This window comes from Glycomyces sp. NRRL B-16210, assembly GCF_000719515.1.
Classification (GTDB): domain Bacteria; phylum Actinomycetota; class Actinomycetes; order Mycobacteriales; family Micromonosporaceae; genus Glycomyces.
On record NZ_JOGR01000014.1, the window covers coordinates 24,558 to 47,395 of the forward strand.

Annotated in this window: 24 protein-coding genes; 12 read left to right on the plus strand and 12 right to left on the minus strand. The window is 71.4% G+C overall.

Going from position 1 to position 22,838, the window contains the following annotated elements; all coding sequences use genetic code 11:
* The first annotated feature begins 36 nt into the window (after positions 1-36).
* The 9 genes from IF12_RS0119955 (at position 37) to IF12_RS0119995 (ending at position 8,319) form a co-directional block, all read left to right on the plus strand.
* Positions 37-1,668 carry a peptide chain release factor 3 gene (locus IF12_RS0119955; RefSeq protein ID WP_030161595.1) on the plus strand — a complete coding sequence of 544 codons (1,632 nt, stop codon included), beginning with the start codon at positions 37-39 and terminating at the stop codon, positions 1,666-1,668.
* Positions 1,668-2,537 carry a 16S rRNA (adenine(1518)-N(6)/adenine(1519)-N(6))-dimethyltransferase RsmA gene (rsmA, locus tag IF12_RS0119960; RefSeq protein ID WP_051704657.1) on the plus strand — a complete coding sequence of 290 codons (870 nt, stop codon included), beginning with the start codon at positions 1,668-1,670 and terminating at the stop codon, positions 2,535-2,537. Before IF12_RS0119955 ends, rsmA begins: the two co-directional genes overlap by 1 nt.
* A complete protein-coding gene (locus IF12_RS0119965; protein WP_035749767.1) occupies positions 2,538-3,467 on the plus strand; it encodes a 4-(cytidine 5'-diphospho)-2-C-methyl-D-erythritol kinase in 930 nt (309 codons plus the stop codon). It abuts the gene before it with no gap.
* A gap of 260 nt (positions 3,468-3,727) precedes the next feature.
* Positions 3,728-4,156, plus strand: coding sequence for a YbaB/EbfC family nucleoid-associated protein (locus IF12_RS0119970; protein WP_030161602.1), 429 nt, complete (start codon positions 3,728-3,730; stop codon positions 4,154-4,156).
* Entirely contained in the window at positions 4,156-4,482 is a 327-nt protein-coding gene (locus tag IF12_RS0119975) for a hypothetical protein (protein ID WP_030161603.1), read from the plus strand. The genes IF12_RS0119970 and IF12_RS0119975 overlap by 1 nt, the downstream gene beginning before the upstream one ends.
* 2 nt (positions 4,483-4,484) lie before the next feature.
* Positions 4,485-6,218 (plus strand): hypothetical protein, encoded by a 1,734-nt coding sequence (locus IF12_RS0119980; RefSeq protein ID WP_030161605.1) that lies wholly within the window; start codon positions 4,485-4,487, stop codon positions 6,216-6,218.
* Between the two features lie 310 nt (positions 6,219-6,528).
* Positions 6,529-6,834, plus strand: coding sequence for a YbaB/EbfC family nucleoid-associated protein (locus IF12_RS0119985; RefSeq protein ID WP_166659550.1), 306 nt, complete (start codon positions 6,529-6,531; stop codon positions 6,832-6,834).
* 4 nt (positions 6,835-6,838) lie between these two features.
* Positions 6,839-7,165 carry a hypothetical protein gene (locus tag IF12_RS0119990; protein WP_030161613.1) on the plus strand — a complete coding sequence of 109 codons (327 nt, stop codon included), beginning with the start codon at positions 6,839-6,841 and terminating at the stop codon, positions 7,163-7,165.
* Between the two features lie 2 nt (positions 7,166-7,167).
* Positions 7,168-8,319, plus strand: coding sequence for a hypothetical protein (locus tag IF12_RS0119995; protein WP_030161615.1), 1,152 nt, complete (start codon positions 7,168-7,170; stop codon positions 8,317-8,319).
* Positions 8,320-8,409: 90 nt separating this feature from the next.
* Here IF12_RS0119995 and IF12_RS0120000 read toward each other — a convergent pair whose 3' ends face one another.
* From IF12_RS0120000 to IF12_RS0120030, 7 genes are all read right to left on the minus strand, one after another.
* The gene (locus IF12_RS0120000) at positions 8,410-9,171 is read right to left on the minus strand and encodes a type III pantothenate kinase (RefSeq protein WP_030161617.1); all 762 of its coding nucleotides are present in this window, start codon (positions 9,169-9,171) and stop codon (positions 8,410-8,412) included.
* 2 nt (positions 9,172-9,173) lie between these two features.
* Entirely contained in the window at positions 9,174-10,073 is a 900-nt protein-coding gene (gene nadC / locus IF12_RS0120005; RefSeq protein WP_197034816.1) for a carboxylating nicotinate-nucleotide diphosphorylase, read from the minus strand.
* Positions 10,070-11,881, minus strand: a complete 1,812-nt coding sequence (locus IF12_RS26755) for an L-aspartate oxidase (protein ID WP_051704658.1) — start codon at positions 11,879-11,881, stop codon at positions 10,070-10,072. Before IF12_RS26755 ends, nadC begins: the two co-directional genes overlap by 4 nt.
* Before the next feature lie 496 nt (positions 11,882-12,377).
* On the minus strand, positions 12,378-13,850 hold the full coding sequence (locus IF12_RS0120015) for a S10 family peptidase (RefSeq protein WP_030161622.1): 1,473 nt from the start codon (positions 13,848-13,850) through the stop codon (positions 12,378-12,380).
* Positions 13,851-13,861: 11 nt separating this feature from the next.
* Positions 13,862-14,284 (minus strand): aspartate 1-decarboxylase, encoded by a 423-nt coding sequence (gene panD, locus IF12_RS0120020; protein ID WP_030161623.1) that lies wholly within the window; start codon positions 14,282-14,284, stop codon positions 13,862-13,864.
* Positions 14,281-15,192: a pantoate--beta-alanine ligase gene (gene panC / locus IF12_RS0120025; protein ID WP_081913780.1), complete on the minus strand. Its 912-nt coding sequence runs from the start codon at positions 15,190-15,192 to the stop codon at positions 14,281-14,283. Before panC ends, panD begins: the two co-directional genes overlap by 4 nt.
* Positions 15,189-16,091: a Rossmann-like and DUF2520 domain-containing protein gene (locus tag IF12_RS0120030; protein WP_030161627.1), complete on the minus strand. Its 903-nt coding sequence runs from the start codon at positions 16,089-16,091 to the stop codon at positions 15,189-15,191. Before IF12_RS0120030 ends, panC begins: the two co-directional genes overlap by 4 nt.
* Positions 16,092-16,216: 125 nt before the next feature.
* On the opposite strand from IF12_RS0120030, the gene IF12_RS0120035 reads away from it, so the two are divergent.
* On the plus strand, positions 16,217-17,167 hold the full coding sequence (locus IF12_RS0120035; RefSeq protein WP_081913781.1) for an SAM-dependent methyltransferase: 951 nt from the start codon (positions 16,217-16,219) through the stop codon (positions 17,165-17,167).
* Positions 17,168-17,169: 2 nt separating this feature from the next.
* On the opposite strand, the gene IF12_RS0120040 is transcribed toward IF12_RS0120035, so the two are convergent.
* From IF12_RS0120040 to IF12_RS0120050, 3 genes are all read right to left on the minus strand, one after another.
* Positions 17,170-17,397, minus strand: coding sequence for a hypothetical protein (locus tag IF12_RS0120040; RefSeq protein ID WP_051704659.1), 228 nt, complete (start codon positions 17,395-17,397; stop codon positions 17,170-17,172).
* The gene (locus IF12_RS0120045; RefSeq protein ID WP_030161633.1) at positions 17,397-18,266 is read right to left on the minus strand and encodes a hypothetical protein; all 870 of its coding nucleotides are present in this window, start codon (positions 18,264-18,266) and stop codon (positions 17,397-17,399) included. Before IF12_RS0120045 ends, IF12_RS0120040 begins: the two co-directional genes overlap by 1 nt.
* 61 nt (positions 18,267-18,327) lie before the next feature.
* The gene (locus IF12_RS0120050; protein ID WP_030161635.1) at positions 18,328-19,266 is read right to left on the minus strand and encodes an AraC family transcriptional regulator; all 939 of its coding nucleotides are present in this window, start codon (positions 19,264-19,266) and stop codon (positions 18,328-18,330) included.
* A gap of 111 nt (positions 19,267-19,377) precedes the next feature.
* Between IF12_RS0120050 and IF12_RS0120055 the strand changes: the two genes are divergently transcribed.
* Positions 19,378-20,031, plus strand: coding sequence for an NAD(P)H oxidoreductase (locus tag IF12_RS0120055; protein WP_030161637.1), 654 nt, complete (start codon positions 19,378-19,380; stop codon positions 20,029-20,031).
* A 46-nt stretch (positions 20,032-20,077) separates the two neighbouring features.
* Here the strand turns inward: IF12_RS0120055 and IF12_RS25860 are convergent, their stop codons facing one another.
* Positions 20,078-20,233 carry a hypothetical protein gene (locus IF12_RS25860; RefSeq protein ID WP_156036867.1) on the minus strand — a complete coding sequence of 52 codons (156 nt, stop codon included), beginning with the start codon at positions 20,231-20,233 and terminating at the stop codon, positions 20,078-20,080.
* Between the two features lie 85 nt (positions 20,234-20,318).
* On the opposite strand from IF12_RS25860, the gene IF12_RS0120065 reads away from it, so the two are divergent.
* Positions 20,319-21,965, plus strand: a complete 1,647-nt coding sequence (locus IF12_RS0120065; protein WP_030161640.1) for an ABC-F family ATP-binding cassette domain-containing protein — start codon at positions 20,319-20,321, stop codon at positions 21,963-21,965.
* A 43-nt stretch (positions 21,966-22,008) separates the two neighbouring features.
* Here the strand turns inward: IF12_RS0120065 and IF12_RS0120070 are convergent, their stop codons facing one another.
* Entirely contained in the window at positions 22,009-22,836 is an 828-nt protein-coding gene (locus IF12_RS0120070) for an HAD family hydrolase (protein WP_030161641.1), read from the minus strand.
* Positions 22,837-22,838 lie beyond the last annotated feature (2 nt).

Consider the following 22,838-nt stretch of genomic DNA (forward strand, 5'->3'; position numbering starts at 1 on the left):
GCCCGTCGCCTGCCCACGTCACAGTTTGAGGAATCCATGTCCAGCCACATCGCGGCCGAGACCGCGCGCCGCCGCACCTTCGCGGTGATCTCCCACCCCGACGCCGGCAAGTCGACCATCACCGAGGCCCTGGCCCTGTACGGGCGCGCCATCTCCTCGGCCGGCGCCGTCCACGGCAAGGGCGACCGCAAGGGCGTGGTCTCCGACTGGATGTCCATGGAGCAGGACCGCGGCATCTCCATCACCTCGGCGGCGCTCCAGTTCGAGTACCGCGGCTGCGTCGTGAACCTCCTCGACACCCCCGGGCACGCCGACTTCTCCGAGGACACCTACCGGGTCCTCACCGCCGTGGACGCGGCCGTGATGCTCCTGGACGCCGCCAAGGGCCTCGAACCGCAGACGCTCAAGCTGTTCGAGGTGTGCCGGGCCCGGCGCATCCCCGTGATCACCTTCATCAACAAGTGGGACCGCCCCGCCAAGGACGCCCTCGAGCTCATCGAGGAGATCGAGAACCGCATCGGCATCAAGCCGACCCCGGTGACCTGGCCGGTCGGCGTCGGCGGCGAGTTCCGCGGCGTCATCGAGCGCATCGGGTTCGAAGACGACGGCGAGGGGCGCCGCGCCGCGGGCCCGCAGCGGCCCGGCATGGTCCGCTACGAGCGCTCGCCCGGCGGCCAGCAGCTCGCCGTCGCCGAGTACCTCGACGAGGCCACCGCCGAGGCCGAATTCGGCCCCGACTTCGAGCGCGCCCGCGAGGAGTCCGAGCTGCTCTCGGAGGTCGAGGCCGATTTCGACCCGAAGTCCTTCGAGGCCGGTCACACCACCCCGACCCTGTTCGGCGCGGCCCTCGTCCACTTCGGCGTCGGCCAGCTCCTCGACCTGCTCGTGGACATCGCCCCCGCTCCGTTCGCCCGCGAGGACGCCGCCGGCGCCCCGCGCGACCTGGAGGCCGGGTTCTCCGGGTTCGTCTTCAAGTCCCAGGCGAACATGAACGCCTCCCACCGCGACCAGCTCGCGTTCATCCGCGTCTGCTCGGGCAAGTTCGAGCGCGGGATGCAGGTCACGCAGGCGCAGGGCAGGCGCACCATGTCCACCAAGTACGCCCAGACCCTGTTCGGCTCGGCCCGCGACACCGTGGACGAGGCCTGGCCCGGCGACATCGTCGGCCTGGTCAACGCCACCGGCCTGTCGGTGGGCGACACGATCTACGCCGGGAAGGCCGTGGAGTACCCGCCGCTGCCGGCGTTCGCTCCCGAGCATTTCGGGGCCCTCCAGATGCACGACACCTCCAAGGCCAAGCGGTTCCGGCGCGGCATCGCCCAGCTCGACGCCGAAGGGGTCGTGCAGGTCCTCTACTCCGAGCGGCGCGGCGAGGCCACGCCCGTGCTCGCCGCGGTCGGCCCGCTCCAGTTCGAGGTCACCGTCGCGCGCCTCGCCGCCGAGTTCGACGTCCCCGCGACCATCGACAACCTGCCGTACCAGCTCGCGCGCCTGACCGACGCCGAAGGCGCCGCGCGCCTGCGCACCGCCCCCGGCGTCGAGGTCTTCTCCCGCCCGAGGGACGGCGCGCACCTGGTGGCCCTGCCGAACAAGTACCGCATCCAGACGATCGTCAACGACTACCCCGGGCTCGTGCTCGAACCGCTCCTCGCCGGGGGCCAGGCCTGATGGCGCGCCTGCTGACCTCGGGCGACATCCGCACCCTCTCCCGCGGCCTGAACATCACGCCGACGAAGAAGTGGGGCCAGAACTTCGTCGTCGACGCCAACACCGTGCGGCGCATCGCCGCGGTCGCGAAACTCGACGCCGAGGACGTGGTCATGGAGGTCGGCCCGGGCCTGGGCTCGCTCACCCTCGCGCTCATCGAGACCGCCCGGAGGGTCATCGCCGTCGAGATCGACCCGAAGCTCGCCCTCGCCCTGCCCACGACGGTCGCCCACCGCGCGCCCGAGGAGCACGAGCGGCTCACCGTCGTCGAGACCGACGCGGCCCGCATCAAGGCCGCGCAGCTGCCCGAGGCGCCCACCGCGCTCGTGGCGAACCTGCCCTACAACGTGGCCGTGCCCGTCGTCCTCCACGCCCTGGAGACCTTCCCGAGCCTCCGGAAGGGCCTGGTCATGGTCCAGGCCGAGGTCGGCGACCGCCTCACCGCGGGGCCCGGGTCCAAGATCTACGGCGCCCCCAGCGTCAAGATGGCCTGGTACGCCAAGGCCAAGCGCGCCGGATCGGTCTCGGCCAACGTGTTCTGGCCCGTGCCCAACGTCGCCAGCAGCCTCGTCGCCTTCGAGCGCATCCAGAGCCCCGACGCGAACCGCGTCGAGGTCTTCGGCGCCGTGGACGCCGCCTTCGGTCAGCGGCGCAAGATGCTGCGCCAGTCGCTCAAGTCCTGGGCGGGCGAGCGCACCGAGGCCGTGCTCGACCGGGCCGGGATCGAACCCACCAGGCGGGGTGAGTCGTTGGACATAACGGAGTTCATCGCCCTCGCCGACGCCAAGGAGGCCGAGGGCGAGACCGCACCGCGACCTCAGGAGGCCTGAATGAGTGGACAGACCGCACCCTTGAAGGGCGAGTCGATCAGCGTCGACGTGCCCGCCAAGATCAACCCGCACCTCGGCGTCGGGGACCCCCGCGCCGACGGCTACCACGCGCTGTCCACGGTGTACCAGGCGATATCGCTGCACGACACCGTCACCGCCGAGCGGCGCGAGGAGCCCGGCATCGAGGTGACCGTCTCGGGCGAGGGCGCCGGGACGCTGCCGACCGGCGAGGACAACCTCGCCCACAAGGCCGCCAAGCTCATCGCGCTGTACGCCGGGATCGAACCGGCCGTGCGCCTGCACCTGAACAAGCGCATCCCCGTCGCCGGCGGTCTCGCGGGGGGCTCCGCCGACGCCGCCGGGGCGCTCATCGCCTGCGCGCGGCTGTGGGAGGTCGAGATCGGCGACGCCGAGCTCCACCGCCTGGCCGCGGGGCTCGGCTCCGACGTCCCGTTCTGCCTCAAGGGCGGCACCGCGATCGGCTCCGGCCGCGGCGAGGAGCTCAAACCGGTTGCGGCCGAGGGCACCTGGCACTGGGTCGTCGCCACCACCGACACCGAGATCGCGACCCCCGAGTGCTACAAGGAGGTCGACCGCCTCCGCGAGGACGGCATCGGCCGCTACTCCAGCGACGTGGAGCAGATCGTGCGGGCCTTCGAGACCGGCGCGAGCGCCGACGAACTCGCCCGGCTCCTGGTCAACGACATGGAGGCCGCCGCGGTGAGCCTGCGCCCGCAGCTCGCCTCGCTCATGCACGGGGGCCTGGAGGAGGGCGCCCTGGCCGCGCACGTCTCCGGCTCGGGGCCCTCGATCCTGTTCCTCGCCACCGACGTCAAGCACGCGGTGGCCCTGGCCCGGCGCATCCGGATGCGCGGCGGCGCCCGGAGCGTCCACTTGGCGCACGGCCCCGTGAGCGGCCCCGCCGCCTGAGACCGGTCCTCGGGCCGTCGCCTCGCCGACCGCGCCGGTTAAGCGCCGCACGGCCGTCCGGTCCTCGAAGGACCGGGCGGCCGTCCACCTTTCCCCGGAACGTCCACCTTCGACGGTTTTCCGGTGCTACGCCGTAGATGTCGACCATATCCGCAGGTCCCGAGCCCGCTCGGCGATCGACGGACCCCGCGCGTTGCGACGGTCTGCCACACTGAGGTGACCATGCCCACCCCCCATGCGGCGATCCCCAGGAGGCCCACATGAGCGATCGCGCCCTCCCCTCGAACCACCCCGGCACCGCCCCGGCGCCCGAGCGCCCGTCGGCGCGCACCGACCTCCGCGGCTATCTGGAGGACTTCTCCTCCCGCATGACCCGCCTCCAAGAGGAGGCCGAGGACTCCCAGGCGCGGCTCGACGCCGTCAGCGCCACCGGTGTCAGCGCCGGTGGCGAGGTCACCGTGACCGTCGGCGCCGGCGGCGTCCTCACCGAGATCGAGTTCACCTCCGAGGTGCGGCGCACCAGCCCCGACTCGCTGTCCGAAATGGTCAAGGAGGCCTACGGGAACGCGGTCGCGGCCGCCTCCGAGCAGGCCACCGAGGCCATGACCGCGCTCCTGGGCGAGGGCACGCCCGCTCTCGCCGCGTTCGAGGCGTCGCTGCGCGCCCGCGGCGAAGGCGGCGACCGCTGATGGCCGCGGGCTGGAGCGTCCTCCACGAGGCGATCGCGAAGCTCATCGCCGCGACGCGCGGGGACGTCAGCGAGCCGCTCAAGGACATCGCGCGCCGGGCGCGGGCCGCCGAGCTCGGCGACCAGAACGCGTTCAGCGAGTTCCTGGCGGGCACCGTCCCGGCCGCGATCACGCGATTCGACCGGACCGCCGAGCAGGCGCTGTACGCCGCGGCCGATTTCGCCGACGCGCTCGCCGAGGGCGTCGAGGCCGCGCACCGGGCCTACGAGGAGGCCGACCGGGCCGCCAACGACGAACTCGTCCGTCTCACCGAGGAGTTGCGGTAGCCATGAGGATCCTGTCCGACATCGCCGGCGACGTCATCGGCGCGGCCGGCGACCTCGCCGAGGACGCGATCGGGGCCGCGGGCGACGCGGTCTCCACATTGGCCGACGGCATCGCGGCCACCGCCGAGGGCGCGTTCAGCGTCGCCGAGGGCGTGGTGAACGGCATCCAGTCGGTGGGCGACTTCATCGGCGAGTACGCCGACGTGCTGGGGATGATCGTCAACCCGATGGGGTTCATCACCGGCGAGGTCGTCTCGTACATCGTGAGCAACATCGACTGGGTCCGGGACCCGATCGACCTGCTCCAGGGCGACACGGGCCCGATCCAGGACCTCGTCGAGGAGTGGAAGGGCATCTCCGACGAGCTCGCCGGGGTCGCCGCGACGCTCGCGGTCGGCTCCCGCAGCTCCGCCGAGGTGTGGGAGGGCGACGCGGGCCGGCGGTACCGGAAGGTCGCCGGCGCGTTCGCGAAGCTGCTGGCCAAGGCCGGCTCGCTCGCGCGGTCGGCGGCCGAGCGGATCAACACCATCGGCAACCTCGTCTCCGAGGCCCGCAGCGACGTGATCGAGCTGGTCTTCGACTGCATCGGCCGGTGCGTGCAGATCATGCTCTCGGCGCTCGCCGCCGGGGTCTTCAGCCTGGGCGCCTCGATCGTGCGCGGGATCATCAGGATCGTGCGCGAGGCGGGCGAGTGCATCCGGAAGGTCGAGCAGCGCCTCAAGCGGCTCGAAGCCGAAGTGGAACTGGCCCTCCGCGGGCTCGCCGAGACCGAGTCGGCCTTCCAGGCGATCCAGCGGACCCTGGTGCAGGCCTCGCAGAACGTGCGCAATCCCGGTTCCGGCAAGGAGACCGAGACGAAGCCGCCGCCGTACAAGCGACCGCCGAGCACCGGCGACCGCAAGCCCTCCACCAAGCCCGGTGACAGTACCGGCGGCGGTTCGGGCACGGGTTCGGGCGGCGGCTCCGGCTCGGTTCCGAGCGGGAGCGGCAGCGGGACCGGTGGCGGCGGGCCCTCGGGCGGCGGCTCGTCCGGCGGAGGGCCCAGCGGCGGAGGCGGACCTTCGGGCGGCGGTTCCTCCGGCGGCGGAGGCGGCGGGCCCGAAGAAGAGGAGAAGCCCGCAGAGGACAAGCCGCAGGCGAAGGAGCCTTCCGAGGTCGTCGGCCGCGAAGCGGGCGTGACCGAACTGCCCGACGGCTCGCAGGTGTGGCACCCGTACCTGGTCGCGACCATCCCCGACTCGGAGTGGAAGGCGATGGCCGCGGCCATCCCGCGCGAGGTGTGGGAGGCCATGGCCGCCGACCCCGACGGCATCCCCCCTGAACTGGCGAAGTACGCGCCCGACGACCTCAAGGACAAGTTCCCGAGCAACGCGCCGGACTGGGAGCCGCCGGTCGGCGAGGACGGCCGGCCCAAGCCCACCGGGGCGCACCTCCCGCCGGAACTGGTGCAGTACATGACCCCGGGGATGCGCGACGCCGTGGCGGACTTCGACATGGAGGACGGCAAGGAGGCGTGGCGGCAGCAGTACCTCACCGAGGAGCAGCGGCTGCGCGAGGACCTCAAGGACGCCTCGACGCTCGAAGAGCGCAACGAGATCCTCGAACGGATCGACCAGATCCGCGAGACCGAGAAGGCCGCCAGCGCAGCCGAGGCCGACACGGTCGCGCCCGACTACGCCGACGCGCTCGGCACGACGACGCAGCAGCGCAGGACCTGGACCGCCGAACCGCTGTAACGGAACCTCTCGATCGCCACGGGCCGCCCCGGACTCGCCTCCGGGGCGGCCCGGCCGCGTCCCGGGCCAAGAGGCACGCCACCCCGGGAGTGAACAGTTCATTGCGTTTCCGTGACCCCTCATCGCAGCGCCCTCCCCCTGCCGCGCCACCTGGGATCCTCTGCCGCGCCGCCGAAGACACACGATCGGGTAGGCGGGCGGCGGTTGGTAGCTTTGAACGATCCGAACTGCTCCTTGGCGAAAGGCGGCTGGAAACATGCCCTCAGTCTTCGAAGACCCGGAAGGGTACATGCGGGACTTCCAAACCCGCATGCGGACGATGGTGGAGAACGCCTCCAACCTGAGCGAGGCGATGGAGTCGGCCACGGGGACCGCCAAGTCGCCGGACGGCGAAGTGCGGATCACCGTCGGCGTCGGCGGCTCCCTCCGCGAGATCGTCCTCACCGCGAAATCGCAGTCGCTCTCTCCGAGAACGCTCTCCGCCATGATCAAGGAGACCTACGACGAGGCCGCGAAGAACGCGGGCGACGCCTCGACCGAGGCGCTGTCCTCGGTGTTCGGCGAGGACAGCGAGATCGTCCGCCAGGCCCGCGCCTCCAGGCCCCCCGAGGAGTAGCGCCGTGCAGGACAGAGTCGACATCCCCTCCAAGGACGCCTTCGACGCCCACGCCACCGCCATCAGGTCCAAAGTGGTCGACATCGTGAAGCAGGCCGCCGACGCCGCCGAGCAGAAGGGCTTCGGCGACCTGCTCGACTTCGGCATCGTCAACCTCCCCTTCGCCGGCGGCGCGGCCGTCATGGCGGGCGACGCCAAGGGCAGCATCGCCGAGGCCCGCGACGGCATCGAGAAGCTCGCCGAGCAGATCCAGCAGACCGGCGCCGCCTACCACGAGAACGACGCCGAGGTCGCGAGCATCCTCAACAAATTCATCAGCGATCAGGAGTAGCCGTGAACAACCTCATCGTCGAACCCGACAAGTCCGTCCCCGACGCCGGGACGTTCACCGGCGCCAGGGCCCTGGCCAGCGCGCAGACGCTCGCCTCGTCCGAGCCGGGCCTGGAGACGGGCCTCAACGGCACGGTCATGGCGCTGGACATCCTCGCCATGGTCATGAACCCGCTCAAGGAACTGATGATGGCCGGGGTCGGCTTCCTCATCGAGCACGTGGGGCCCCTCCGCGACTTCCTCGACATGCTCGCCGGCGACCCCGTCTCGATCAACGCCACCAAGGACACCTGGAAGAACATCGAGGCGGCGCTGGCCCAGGCCGCCGCCGACCTGGTGGACGACGCGAACTCGATGTCCGACTGGAGCAGCGACACCGCCGAGGCCTACCGCAGGACCATCGGCGACTTCGGCGACGCGATCAACGCCGCGAGCAGCGCCTCCGGGAGCATCGCGAAGTACATGGAGGTCATGGGCATCTGGACCGCGGTCACCCGCGGGCTGGTGCTGGAGCTCATCTGCGACTTCGTGTCGCGGGTGATCATGTACGCCCTCTCGGCGCTGGCCTCGGCGTGGTTCACCATGGGCGGGTCGATCGCCGCCATGATCAGCGCCGTCATCGCCGAGGCCATCGCGGTGATCGCCAAGCTCGCCGACAAGATCGCCCGGCTCGGCAAGGCCATGCAGGGGCTGGCCCCCCGCATGGGCAAGGTCGGGCAGATCTTCGACGACGTCGGCGAGACCGTGGGCAAGTTCGGGACGAAGACGAACGCCAAGCTCATGATCAAGCACCACCAGTTCGACATGAAGTCCATGAAGATCCAGGACGCGGCGCTCGACAGCTTCAAGGGATCCGGTCCGCTCGGACGGGGAAGCGTGCCCCAGACCCAGCTGCCCTTCCAGAACAAGATCTACGACACCTTGACCGACCCGTTCGGCTCCGGCAACATCCCCGGCACCTCGGTGGTGGGCAAGGGCCTCAACCAGGGCGTGACCCCTCCCGTCGTGTGGCGCGACCTGACGCTCATCGACGGCAAGAACGTCGCCGACATCATCACCGGCTACCCGATGACCGGCATCAAGGGCGGCATGGGCGGCGGACCCGGCGCGCTCCAGGACGCGGGCCCCACCGAGGAGGAGGGCGAGAAGGAATGACGTCGCGCGCGGGGACCGCCGCGCGTCTCGGACACCGGCCCGGCCAAGGAGCCTGAACGCGTCCGGGGCGAGGTGCGCCCCGGGACGCGGTCAGACGTTGCGGTCCCAGATCATCCTGAGGCCGTGGAGGGTCAGGTTCGGCTCGTAGTGGGTGACGGTCTCGCACTCCTCGATCACCACGGGCGCGAGGCCGCCGGTGGCGACCACCGCGGTCGGCTCGGTTCCCAGCTCCACGGTGATGCGCCGGACCAGGCCGTCCACCTGCGCGGCGGTGCCGTAGACCATGCCGGACTGGAGGCACTCGACGGTGTTCTTCCCGATCACGCTGCGCGGCTTGACCAACGGGATCTTGATGAGGTTCGCCGCGCGCGAGGCGAGGGCGTCGATGGAGATCTCGATGCCCGGCGCGAAGGCCCCGCCGAGGAAGTCGCCGGTCGCGGAGATGACGTCGATGTTCGTGGAGGTCCCGAAGTCCACGGTGATGCACGGGCCGCCGTAGAGGTGGAAGGCCGCGTGGGTGTTCGCGATCCGGTCGGGCCCGGCCTCGCGCGGGTTGTCGATGCTCAGGCGCACCCCGGTGCGCACGCCCGGCGCGATCTGCACCAGGTGCGCGTGCGGGTAGTACCGCTGCGCCATCTTCGCGACCTCGGCGCTCTGCTGGGGCACGGTGGAGGACATGGCGATCCCCGTCAGGTCCACCCCGTCGCCGTCGAGCAGGGCCCGGAAGGTCAGGCCCAGCTCATCGGCCGTCGCATGGGGATCGGTGCGGATCCGCCACGAGTGCTTCAGAGCCTCGCCCTCGAAGACGGCGAGCACCGTGTTGGTGTTCCCGATGTCGACGCACAGCAGCACGTTCACTCCTCGAAGTCGAGTCCGATGTCCAGAATGGGCGAAGAGTGGGTGAGGGCGCCGACCGAGAGGTAGTCCACTCCGGTGGCCGCGTAGTCGACGGCGACGTCGAGCGTGATGCGGCCGGTGGCCTCCAGCTCGGCCCGGTCCCCGACGGCCTCGACGACCTCGCCCAGCTCCTTGGGGCTCATGTTGTCGCACAGGAGAAAGGCCGCGCCCGCGGCCACCGCCTCGACGGCCTCGTCGAGCGTCTCGACCTCGACCTGGATGTCGATGTCCGGTTCGGCCGAGCGGACCGCGGCGTACGCCTCGCTGATCGAGCCGGCCGCCTCCTTGTGGTTGTCCTTGATCATCGCCACGTCGTACAGGCCCATGCGCTTGTTGTCGCCGCCGCCGGCGCGCACCGCGTACTTCTCGAGGGCGCGCAGGCCCGGCGTGGTCTTGCGGGTGTCGAGCACGGTCGTGTGCCAGTCGGCGAGCACGTCGGCGAAGCGGCGGGTGTGGGTGGCGACCCCGCACATGCGGCACAGCAGGTTCAGCGCGGTGCGCTCGGCGGCCAGGAGCGAGCGGGTCGGGCCCGAGACGCGGGCGAGGACCTGCCCGGCGCGGATGCGGGCGCCTTCCTTGGCGAGGTAGGTGAACTCGACGCCGCCGGGCATGGCGTGGAAGACCGCGTGCGCGATCGGCAGGCCCGCCAGGAGCCCGTCGGCGCGGGCGGTGACGGCCACAGTGGAGGTGTGCTCGGGGTCGAAGATGGACTCGGAGGTGACGTCGCGGCGGGCGTGCGACAGGTCCTCGTCGAGGTAGTCCTGAACGGCGACATACACGTCCTCGGGGTCGAGGCGCATGGCGAGCAGGCGCTCGTCCAGGCCCGCGCCTCCGGGCACTTCGGCGAATCGGCTCATGCGATGGGCTCCCAGGTGGTTTCGAGCTCCCCGTCGGAGCTGATGGAAAGGCACAGGTGCCCGAGCCAGTCGCCCTCGGCGTCGGGGTGGTCCTCGCGCCAGTGGCTGCCTCGGGTCTCGCGCCGCCGGTGGGCGGCGGCGGTGACGGCGGCGGCGACGGTGAGCAGGTTCGTGGCCTCCCATGTGGCCGGTCGCGGACGTCCGGACACATTGTCCCCCAAGGCCGTCAGCGACGCTGCGGTGGCCTCCAGTGACGCTTCGGAGCGGAGCACCCCGGCCCCGGCGGTCATGGCCTCCTGGAGCGGGGCGCGGGAGGTGGTCGAGCAGACGTCGCCCTCGCCGCCGGGCGCCTCGGGCACGCCGGGGCTCGGCTTGTGCTCGGCGAGGTCGTCGGCGATGCGCTGGGCGAACACGAGCGCTTCGAGCAGGGAGTTGGAGGCGAGCCGGTTGGCGCCGTGGAGGCCCGTGCAGGCGGCCTCGCCGGCGGCGTAGAGGCCGGGGACGCTGGTGCGCCCGAACAGGTCGGTGCGGACCCCGCCCGAGGAGTAGTGGGCGGCGGGGGCGACCGGGATCATGTCGGCGACCGGGTCGATGCCCATGGCGCGGCAGGAGGCGGTGATGGTCGGGAAGCGCGTCTCGAGCATCTCGCGGCCGAGGTGGCGGGCGTCAAGCCACACGTGCGCCTGACCCTCGGCCCGCATCCGGGCGGTGGCGGCCTTGGCGACGACGTCGCGCGGGGCGAGCTCGGCGAGCTCGTGGCGCCCGAGCATGAACCGCTCGCCGGAGAAGTCGCGCAGGTGCGCGCCCTCACCGCGGAGGGCTTCGGAGATCAGGGGCTGTCGGTCGCGAAGCGGGCCCTGGTCGGGGAGGTCGTGCGGGAGGAATTGTCGGTCCCCGGACGTAGCCTCGGAGACGAGGCCGCGTTCCGAGCCAGGGACGCCGGCGGCGCCGGATCCGGTGCCTCGGGAGCCGCCCCCGGGACCCGGGCCGGGCACCGCCGCGTCCCCGCCGCCGAGGAACAGTGCCGTCGGGTGGAACTGGACGAATTCGAGATCGGTGACCGCGGCGCCGGCCCGCAGGGCCAGCGCGACGCCGTCGCCGATGGACACCGAGGGGTTGGTGGTCGACTGGAAGATCTGGCCGAGACCGCCCGTGGCGAGCACGACCGCGCGGGCCTCGACGCCGCCGACGCCGTGTTCGACGCCTTCGCCGAGCACGTGGAGGCTCACCCCGGCCGCGTGGCCGCGGGCGTCGGTGAGCAGGTCGAGGACCATGGCGTTCTCGATGATGCGGATCCACGGGTCGCGGAGCACGGCCGCGTGGAGGGCCCGCTGGATCTCGGCGCCGGTGGCGTCGCCGCCGGCGTGCACGATGCGGCGGGCGCGGTGGCCGCCTTCGCGGGTGAGCTGGAGCGACCCGTCGGGGTGGCGGTCGAACTCGGTGCCGAGGTGGATGAGGTCGGCGATGCGGGCCGGGCCTTCGGTGACGGTGACGTCGACCGCTGCCGGGTCGCAGAGGCCGACGCCGGCGATCTGGGTGTCGCGGGCGTGGGATTGGGGTGTGTCGAGGGGGTCGAGCACGGCGGCGACGCCGCCTTGGGCCCAGCGGGTGGAGCCGTCGTCGATGTTGACCTTGGTGACCACGGTGACGTGGAATCCGGCGCGGCGCAGGTTGAGCGCGCAGGTGAGTCCGGCGACGCCGGAGCCGATGACGCACACGTCGGTGGTCTCGGTCCACGAGGGGGCTTCGGCCCGCAGGTGCCGCGGCAGGCGCGGCAGCCGCGGGAGCTGGGTGAACTCGGGTGGCAAGTGCCCGTCGCCCTTCTAGCGTCGGGCGCCCGGTCGCCCGGGCTCCCGTTCGGTGGGTGCGGCGACGCCGGGTCCGGCGGTCGCCCGGTCAACTGTGCCCGCAGGGGGCCGCGGGGTGCCAAGCGGGTGTGGCGCGCGTCCCGTCCCGCGGGACGCGGAGCGGCACGCGGTGTCGGTCCGCGGGTGCTCGGTCGGCGCGATCGGCTGAGGCGCGGCGAGGAAGCTCGACCGATCGTGTGCGGTGCGCGGACTTACTGCGGAGCGGCGCGCGGCGTAAGCCCACGGGTACTCGATCGACTCGACTTGCGAAGGCGCGGCCAGGACGACCGTCCGATCGCGCACGGCGCGCGGGCTGCGCGGTGCGGGCCGGAGCGCAACCGTGCCGCTACACAGCTCGGCTGCGTTCCTTCGCGGCTCGCCGCCGCGTGGACGCGACCGGGCCCGGGCCGCGCCGCTCGGGGCGGTGCGGGCCGGGCCCGGGTTCGCGTGCACGGTGCTACTGGCCTCGCCGCGAGGCGCGCCGCACGAAGTCGGCCAGGTCGGCCGACTGCTGGAGGCGCGACTCCTCGTGGACGTACATCATGTGCCCGGCCGGGTAGGTCTTCGTCTCGATGCGCTCGCGGTCGGCGAGCGGGATCTCCAGGTGGTCGAGCGTGTACTCGATCGCCTCGATCGGGACGCCGCCGTCGTAGCGGCCCATCGCGACGTGGACCTTGAGGAACGGGTTGAGCCGCATGGCGTTGCCGAGCTTGCCGATGACATCGACGGCCTCGCCCTCGAACTCCTTGTACGACCACGGGTGCACCGACCGCGAGAGCCGCTCGTACACGTGCTCGTTCTCGTATTCGAGTTCGGTGCGCAGGTAGTACTGGAGCGAGGCGGTGTACGGGCCGTCGGTGCCGGTCAGGAACGGGTCGTACGGCATCCGCTCGTACGTGTAGTGGTCGGCGGGCCCGGTGAAGCGGGTGTCGAGGCGACCGGTGACCAGGCGCTCGTGGCGCAGCAGCTCGGCGTAGAACCGGGTGTGCTCCAGGCGCAGGTTGGCGCGGTCGACGTAGTCCTCGCTGACGCCGGCGAGCGAGGCGATCTTGGCGACGGCGGCGGCCCGCTCCTCGGGCTGGAGGTTCTGGCCCTTGGCGAGCACGCTGCGGTACTCGTCGGCGTAGTCGCGGGCCTCGGCGACGAGGTCTTCGAGGGAGCGGTCGGGGTGGAGCCCGTGGTAGTGGGCGGTGGCCGCGTAGGTCGGCAGGAACAGCGGGTTCGGCAGGTCCGAGCGCGAGGTGTGGAAGAGCGTCTCCATGTTGAACGCCGGGGCGATGAACATGACGCCGTTGAGGGACATGCCGAACCGGGTCTGGAGGTATTCGGCGATGCCGGCGCCGCGGGTGCCGCCGTAGGACTCGCCGATGAGGAACTTCGGCGAGAGCCAGCGGTTGTTGCGGGTCGTCCACAGGCGGATGATCTCGCTGATGGACTCGATGTCGCGGGAGAACCCGTGGTAGTCCTTGGCCTTGCCGCCCTCGACGGCCCTCGACCAGCCGGTGGAGACCGGGTCGATGAAGACCAGGTCGGAGTCCTTCAGCAGGGTCTCGGCGTTGTCGAGGAGGCCGAACGGCGGCGGGGTGAGCGCCCCGGCGTCGCCGGAGTCGACGCGGCGGGGGCCGAGCAGGCCCATGTGCAGCCAGATCGAGGACGATCCGGGGCCGCCGTTGAACGCGAAGGTGACGGGGCGTTCGGTGACCTCGGCGTCGTCGAGGGTGTAGTAGGTGATGGAGACCTCGGCCTTGGGTTTGCGGCCGTTGAACTTGTCGTCCTCGGTGACCTCCTCGCGCAGCACGATGCGCCCGGTGGTGGCCGTGTAGGCGAGGTCGCCGAGGGTGTGGTGGGTGGTCTTGAGGTCGTCGGCGGGTTCGGGCTTGTCGGTCTTCTCGTCCGCTTCGACGGCCTCGTTCTTCTGCTCATCGCTCATGGGAAAGAAACTTACCGCTCGGCTAGTGGCGATGCCACCGGGTTGCCGGCGGTCCCCGGCGCGGGGCGGGCCTTGTCGGCGTTGACCTCGATGATCGCGTTCTTCTCGTCCACGTGGACGACGGTGGGCGTGTAGGCGCGAGCCTCGGCGTCCTCCATCTGCGCGTAGGAGATGAGGATGACCAGGTCGCCGGGCTGGACGAGGCGGGCGGCGGCGCCGTTGATGCCGATGACGCCCGTGCCGCGCTCCCCGGCGATCGTGTAGGTCTCCAGGCGCGCGCCGTTGGTGATGTCGACGATGGCGACCAGTTCGCCGTCGAGGATGTCGGCGGCGTCGAGCAGGTCCGCGTCGACGGTGACCGAGCCGACGTAGTGGAGGTCGGCCTCGGTGACGGTGGCGCGGTGGATCTTGGACTTGAACATGGTCCGGATCATCGGGCGTCTCCTCTCGGGGTGCGCGCCACGGCGTCTGCGACCGTGACGGGGGCGTTGTCGATCAGGCGGGTGGCGCCCGCGCGGGCGGCGATGAGCAGCCGCGCGGGGCCCTGGGCGGGGGCCTCGCCGAGGTCGTTGGAACGGACGACGACGTAGTCGACGTCGAGGCCGGGTTCGGCTTCGAGGGTGCGGCGGGCGGCGGCGAGCGGGTCGGGCGAGGCCTGGGCGGCCCCGATGGCGGCCGGGATGGCGAGGGCGGCGTCGCGTTCGGCCTCGGAGAGGAACACGTTGCGGCTGGAGCGGGCCAGGCCGTCGCTTTCGCGGTCGGTCGGCACGGCCTCGATCGCGATACTCATGTCAAGGTCGCGGACCATGCGCCGGACCATCGCGAGCTGCTGGAAGTCCTTCTCGCCGAAGCAGGCCGCGTCGGGGCGCGTCAGCTGGAAGAGCTTGGCGACGACGGTGAGCACGCCGGTGAAGAACCCGGGCCGCGAGGCGCCTTCGAGGATCTCGCCGTCGGGCCCGGCGTGCACGGTGGTCAGGCCTGCGCGCCCGTCGGGGTACATCTCGTTGACGCTGGGCGCGAACACGAGGTCGACCCCTTCGTCCTCGCACACGGCCAGGTCGGCGTCGAGGGTGCGCGGGTACTTGTCGAGGTCCTCGTTCGGGCGGAACTGGAGCGGGTTGACGAAGACGGTGACGATCACCGAGTCGGCGATCTCCTTGGCGCGCTTGAAGTTCACGCGGTGACCATTATGGAGGGCGCCCATGGTGGGGACGACGGCGACGCGGCCGGGCAGGGCCGCGCGGGCCTTGGCGAGGTCCGCCTTGGTGTGCACGAGCCGCACAGCGCGGCGCGGCCGCTCCGATTCGGAGGGCGGCGCCGGCGGGCGGGGCGACGGGCTCATTCGGGGCGCTCCTCCTTCTCGGGATGGGCCAGGACGTCGAGCAGGCCTTCGGCGTCGGCGCTCTTGAGGCGGCCGGAGGCCAGGGCGCGCTCGGCGGTGCGCCGGGCCATGGCCCGGTAGGCGTACTCGACGCCGGTGCCCTCCAGCGCGGCGAGGTGGCGGGCGACGGTGCCGGCGTCGCCTCGCGAGACCGGCCCGGTGAGCGCGGCGTCGCCGTGGCGCAGGGCGTTGTCGAGCGAGGCCGACACGAGCGGCGAGAGCAGCCGCTCGGGGTTCGCGACGCCGATGGCCCGCAACTGGTCGGACGCGTCGTTGATAAGCGTCGTCAAGTGGTTGGCGGCGTAGACGAGCGCTGCGTGGTAGCGGGGCCGGTCGGCCTCGTCCACGTGCTCGGGTTCGCCGCCCAGTTCCAGCGCGAGGGCCTCGCCGACGAACCGGGCCTCGGCCTCGCCGGTGACGGCCCACGAGATCCCTTGGAGGCGTTCGAGGTCCTCGTCGCGGCCGGTGAAGGTCATGGCGGGGGCGATCGCGATCGTGAGGGCCCCGGCGTCGCGGGCCGGGCGGAGCACGTCGGCGCCGAGCGCGCCGGAGGTGTGGGCCCAGATCTGGCCGGGCCGCACGGGCAGGGAGGCCACGAGCGGGGCGACGGCGTCGTCGGGGACGGCGATGAGGAGGAGGTCCGCGGCGGCGGCCACGTCGGGCGGCGGGAGGATCTCGGCGTCGGGCAGGCGCCGGGCGGCGCGGGCGCGGGAGGCGTCGGATACGGCGGAGGCGGCGACGACCCGGTGGCCGGCGCGGTTGAGGGCCGCTCCGACCGTGGAGCCGACCCTGCCTGCGGAGACGACGCCCACGGCGAGCCGGGAGGCGGGCCGTTGCGGAGCGCTGCGCTGCTGATCCATGATGCTGATCCAGTCCTTCGGGAGGTACCGGTCATTGCTTACGTGTTAATTGTGCTTCGCAGGATTGCTAACGGGAGCCTGGGAGCCGCCGAGTGGCAATTCTCACGCGGGAATAGGGTCGCCGCATGGCGCGGATCGGACGTTGGGGTGCAGCGGAGTTCGAGCGCTGGAGTGCGGCGATGGAGCGGGCCCTGTACGGGCCGGCGGGGTTCTACCGCCGTGAGCTGCCAGGGGACCACTTCGCGACGAGCGCGCAGACCCCGGCGTTCGCCGAGGCGGTGGCGCGGCTGGCGGACGAGACACACGAGCGGCTCGGCCGGCCCGAGGCGTTCGCGGTCGTGGACGTCGGGGCCGGGGGCGGCGACCTGCTCGCGCACCTCGCGGGGCTCCTCGACGAGCGGTTCCGGTTGGTCGCGGTGGAGCTGCGGCCGCGCCCGGAGGATCTGCCGGAGCGGATCGAGTGGCGGAGGGACCCGCCGCAGGAGGTGGAAGGCCTGCTGATCGCGTGCGAACTGCTCGACAACGTGCCCTGCGACGTGGCGGTGGTCGACCACGACGGCGCGCTCCGCTACGAGGAGGTCGATATCGAGGGCGCGACCCGGCTCGGGGACCGGCTCGAAGCGGCGGACGAGGCGTGGCTTGCCGAATGGTGGCCGATCGCGGAGCCGGGCGAGCGTGCCGAGATCGGGAGGCCCAGAGAAGCCGTCTGGCGCAACCTCGCGAACCGCCTGGTGCGCGGGTCGGCGCTGGCGGTCGATTACGGGCACGTGAAGACGAACCGGCCCGAGGGCGGGACGATGACCGGTTTCAAGGACGGCAGGTGCACCGACCCGGTCCCGGACGGCACGTGCGACCTCACCGCGCACGTGGCGGTGGACGCGATCGGGAGCGACTGCCTGGAACGGCAGCGGGAGGCCCTGCTGGAGCTCGGCGTGAGGGCGACCCGCCCGCCGCTGGAGCAGGCCTACAAGGACCCGCTGGCGTACGCGACGGCGCTGGCGAACGCCGGCGCCGCCGCAAGACTCACGGACGAGTCGGGCCTAGGAGCCCACTGGTGGCTCCGAACCGACCGCTAGCGTCAGAACAGCTCGGCGGTCGTCTCCACCGACGGAGCTCGCATCACCCAGGCTTCGAGCATCTCGGCATCAGTGCATCCTTCGATTCGCTCGCGCTCGTCGTTGCTGACGGGGATGCCGCGCATGTCGAGGAACTTCAGGATCGCGCGAACCCGCTCCTTGGCGATACTTTCCAGCGCGAGCCGGGATCCGAATTCGTAAGAGCCCAGTTGTCGATGCGGACGAACCACTAGTCCTCGAACAACGCGGCTGCGCTGGCCACCGACGGTGCGAGAAGCAGCCAGCGCTTCAGCAGGTCGACATCATCACAGGTCGTTATCCGCTCTCGTTCGGCACCGCTGACGGCAAGGTCGCGGTCGTCGAAAAACGATAGGATCGCATCCGCCAGGGCCTCTGCACGACCCTCATCACGGGCTTCGCGGCGGGTTTCGGAGACGTATCCGTAGTTCATGGTCTTCATTATGTTCCTCCAGGTGTTCCGTGCACAACCTTCGCCGAGACCACCCTCGGTGAACTCGAACCAGTAACTCGCGGTCTTCGGTTCGAGCTTGGTGAGGGCGTCCGCGAGCGGTCGCATCGATTTTTCGATGTCAGGGTCGAGCCTGTGAGACAGCAGCGCGAGGACGGTGAAAACCACGTCCTCGGCGGCCTGCTCGGGATCGGTGATGAACGGCATGTTGTCCGGCCCGCACACGAACGGGAAGATCCGCATCGAAGGGCGTTCGGGCGGGCCGAGGGTCAGTGCGCCTCGCGCCCACCGGGCGGTGGCCGCTTTCGGCGTGATCACCAGCAGCGTTGCGGGGATCTTGTACTTGTTCTCCAGGAAGCTGAGGTAGTAGGCCCAGCTTCGGATCTTCTCCTTCTTCTCGGCCGTCTGGGGCTCGATGACGAGTAGGCGGCTGCCTTCGGCGGTCTCGGCTTTGAGGATCGTGTCGACGCGCCGTTCGATCGCCCCGGTCGTCGTAAGGTCGGTGTCGATGACGCTCACTTCCTCGATCTCGGGGAAGTCGGCAGAGAGCACCCGCCGTAGCGTTCGGGTGAACAGACTCGGGTCGTCGCGGAAGATGCGGTGCAGGGCTTCATGGGGAATCTTCGCCATGCACTCAAGTTACAATCCGACACTCCCGTTTCGCGGGAGGCGAACATGTGTCGAGTGTCGGTTAGGCGACAGTTGCGGCGTGACGCTGCGCGTTGCGGAACTCGGTGGGGCTCTTGCCTTTGCGGCGTTTGAAGGCGTTGCTGAAGCCGAACTGGTCGGCGTAGCCGACCGTGCGGGCCACCTGCGCCACAGTGCGATCGGGGTCGGCCAGGAGTTCCTCGGCCAATTCCATGCGCCACTCGGTCAGATACGCCAGGGGCGGTTCGCCCATGATCTCGTTGAAGCGCTTGGCGAGCAGGGCCCTGGAGACCCCGGCCTCGCCCGCGAGGCCGGCCACCGTCCACGGCTGCGCCGGTCGCGTGTGGATCGCTTCGAGCGCCGGTCCCGCGACGGGATCGGTGAAGCCGCGGTACCAGCCCGGGGCGCGATCCTCCTGCCGGTCGAACCAGGTCCGCAAGGTGCACACCAGGCCCCAGTCGAAGAGCCGGTCGATGAACGCCTGCGTCCCGGGCTTGCGGGCGGCCAGGTCCCTCATGCAGGCCTCCAGCATCGGGCAGACCTCGGAGTCGTCGTCCACCACCAGCACCGTCGGCAGCGCCCGCAGCAGCCGCTCGTGGCGGCGCCCCGGCGCCCGGTAGGCGCCGACGAACATCGCGGTCGCCTCGCCCGCTCCCCCAACGGAAACGGGCAGGTCGACGATGCCGCACTCCTCGGGGTCGAAGCAGGTGAGCCAGTAGTCCAGGTGCGGGCGCTCGACCGAGGCGGCCTCGTCGGCCATGCGGAACTGCTCGCTGCCGCGCACCACCGCCGTCTGCCCGGCCCGCAGCGGGACCTCGGTGCCGTCGGCGAGCAGGAGCACGCCGCCGCCGCGCGCGACGGTGACCATCGTCAGCGGCGCCCGGTCGTCGAAGCCGACCACCCACGGGGCCTTGAGGAGCGCGTCGCTGAAGATCGCGCCCTCGGCGCGGATGCCGTTGAGGAGTTCACTGAGCGGGTCCATGCCCCAATGGTAGACGATCGGACATACATCGAAGCGTTCTGGCCATCGTACGTCCACGCGTTCGGCGCTGTACTGGAGGAGCACCGCCACCGCACCACGAATGGAGACCCCATGGCCGCCAAGCCCACCGCCCTCGTCGTCGTCGCCCACCACCGCGCCGACTCCCTCACCGCGCACATCGGCGGCGTGGCCGCCGCCCGCCTCGAAAAGGCCGGCTACGCGGTCGACCTGCTCGACCTGCGCGCCGAGGGCTTCGACCCGCGCATGACCGTCGCCGACCAGCCCGACTGGAACGACCGCGACAAGGTCTACTCCCCCGAAGTGCAGTCCCATATGGACCGCATCCTGGCCGCCGAGCTCATCGTCCCGGTCTTCCCCGTCTACTGGAACAGCGCCCCGGCCCTGCTGAAGGGCTGGATCGACCGGGTCTGGAACTACGGTTTCGCCTACGGCCGCAGCAAGCCCCGCCTCGCCGGGAAGCGGATGCTGTGGCTCGGCCTGGCCGGCGCCGTGCAGGACGACGACTTCGCGCCGTGGATGAAGGAGACCCTCGACCGCGTGCTGCGCGAAGGCGTCTCGTTCTACAACGGGATCACCGAGGCGAGCCTGGAGGTCCTCTACGACGTCGAGGGCGAGCCGCAGTACGTGGACGCCGAAGGGAACTTCACCAAGGGCGAGGCGCTCACCGGCCAGGCCCGCCTCAGCCACTACGAGGCACTCGACCGCCAGGCCGCCGAGTACGTCGCGAAACTCGTCTCGGCCTGAGTCGGCGCGCTGCGGCGTCGCGGTGTTCCGGGACGCCGCGGCGCGGTCAGTCGCGGGCGGTTATCCAGCCGATGCCCGCCAGGAGGGCGATCAGGCCGAAGAAGACGTAGATGGCCAGTTCGACCCAGGCGCTCGCGGACAGGTTCCGCCAGAAGCCCTTGTCGGGCCGCTCGGGTTCGATGGGGTCAGGGGTGTTGTTCATGCCTCCAGCGTAAGCAGGCCCCGCCGACGCCACCACCGCCCCAAATGGCTTTGACGCAGCCCACGGCGACGCCCAGAATCGGGGCATGGGATTCGTGGATCTGTCCGGGGTGCGGTACGGGCTCGGGGACGGCAGGACGCTGTTCTCGGACGTGTCGTTCCGTGTCGGCGAGGGCGCCAAGGTCGCGCTCATCGGAGCGAACGGCACGGGCAAGACCACGCTGCTGCGCATCGTGACCGGGGCTTTGACGCCGGAGGCGGGCACGGTCGCGCACTCCGGCGGCCTCGGCGTCATGCGCCAGCTCGTGGGGATGCGCGACGGACTGCTGCCGCTGCGGCGCCTCGCCGTGGACCTCGCCCCGCCGCCGGTCCGGGCCGTCGCCGCGCGCCTGGCCGACGCCGAGGCGCGCATGGACGCGGGCGGGGGCGAGCGGTCGCAGCTGGCGTACGCCCAGGCGCTCGCCGACTGGGGCGAGTCGGGCGGCTACGAGTTCGACGTCCTGTGCGACACCGTCGCCGTGTCGATCCTCGGCCTGCCTTGGGAGAAGGTCAAGGACCGCCCTCTGAGGACGCTCTCGGGCGGGGAGCAGAAGCGGTTCGCGCTCCAACTGCTGCTGCGCGGGAGGGACGAGGTGCTCGTGCTCGACGAGCCGGACAACTTCCTCGACGTGCCCGCCAAACGCGAACTCGAGGAGGCGATCCGCGCCTCGGACAAGTCGATCCTGTTCGTCTCCCACGACCGGGAGGTCCTCGCCAACGCGGCCGGAGCGATCGTCACCCTCGAGGCGGGCACGACCTGGACGCACGGCGGCGGGTTCGCCACCTGGCACGAGGCGCGCTCGGCCCGGCACGAGCGGTTCGAGGAGCTGCGGCGCCGCTGGGACGAGGAGCACCACAAGCTGCGCGAGCTGATGCTCATGTACAAGAACAAGGCGGCCTTCAACTCGGACATGGCCTCTCGGTACCGGGCCGCGCAGACGCGGCTGCGGAAGTTCGAGGAGGCCGGGCCCCCGCCCGCGCCGCCGCGCGAGCAGGACCTGCGGGTCAAGCTCACCGGCGGGCGCACCGGCAAGCGCGCGGTCATCTGCGAGCAGTTGGAGCTGGAGGACCTGACGTTCCCGTTCGACCTGGAGGTCTGGTACGGCGACCGCGTGGCCGTGCTGGGCGCCAACGGGACCGGCAAGAGCCACTTCCTGCGGCTGCTCGCCAGGGGCGGTTCCGACCCCGAGTCGGCGCCCGCGGCGGGCAGGAACCTCGACCCGGTGCGCCACCAGGGTGTCGCGCGCCTCGGCGCGAGGGTCCGACCGGGACACTTCTCGCAGACGCACGAGCATCCCGAGTTCGACGGGCGCTCGCTGCGCGAGATCCTCTGGGATGGGAGCGAAGAGCGCCCGTCGCTGGACCGCTCCCGCGCTATGAGCGCCCTCAACCGCTACGAGCTGACCGCGCAGTCCGAACAGGACTTCGCGACGCTCTCGGGCGGCCAGCAGGCCCGGTTCATGGTGCTCATGCTCGAACTGTCGGGCGCGACCTGCCTGCTGCTGGACGAGCCGACCGACAACCTCGACCTCGCCAGCGCCGAGGCCCTCGAACAGGGCCTGAAGGCCTTCGAGGGCACCGTCCTCGCCGTGACGCACGACCGCTGGTTCACCCGCGGCTTCGACCGCTTCGTGGTCTTCCAGGAGGACGGCGAGGTCGTCGAGTCCGACGAGCCGGTCTGGGACGTCCGCTAGCGGCGGGGCCGAGGCAACGCACCTCGGCCGGTGCGATGCGGTTCTACAGCAGTTCGAGCAGTTCCTCGATGTACTGGGCCACGCCGTCGTCGTTGTTGCCGGCCGGGGCGATCTCGCTCGCGGCGGCCTGGACCCACGGGTGGCCGTTGGGCATGGCCACGGCGTGCCCGGCGGCGTTGATCATGCTCAGGTCGTTGGTCGCGTCGCCGAAGACGAGCACGTCGGACCAGTCGATGCCGAACTTGTCGAGCACGATCTGGATGCCGGCGGCCTTGGTGACGCCGACGGGGCACACTTCGAGCATCCCGACGCCCGATTCGGTGACGGTGACCAGGTCGGGGTCGAGCACGTCCTGGGCGGCCACGAGCAGTTCGGGGCCGGTGTGGTGGTCGGACACGAAGTAGCCCTTGACCATCGGGCCGGTGAAGGCGACCTCGCGGGGCGCGGTCTCCAGGACCACGCCGGGCCAGGGCCAGTCGGGCATGGGGTCGCCGGTGATGCGCCGCTCGGGGTCGGCCGGTTCGGCGAGGGCCCGCACGGGCCCGACCTCGGCCTCCACCAGGCGCAGCGCCTCGTGGAGCACCCGGCCGTCGACCGAGCGGTCGGCGAGTTGGACGACCGAGTCGTCGTAGCGGCATTCGTAGACGAACGCGCCCTGGCCGAGGACGAGGAAGTCCGCGGCGGGGATGTCGTTGCGGCACAGATCGAGCAGGCGCGGTCCGCGTCCGCTGGCGCCGACGAGGATGACGCCGGCGGCGGCGAGGCGCTTGAGCGCGGCCATGGTGCGCGGCGAGACCGTCTCGTCGGAGCGGACGACGGTGCCGTCGAGGTCCGTGGCGACGAGTCGGGGAGCCCGGGCCAGTTGGATCATGC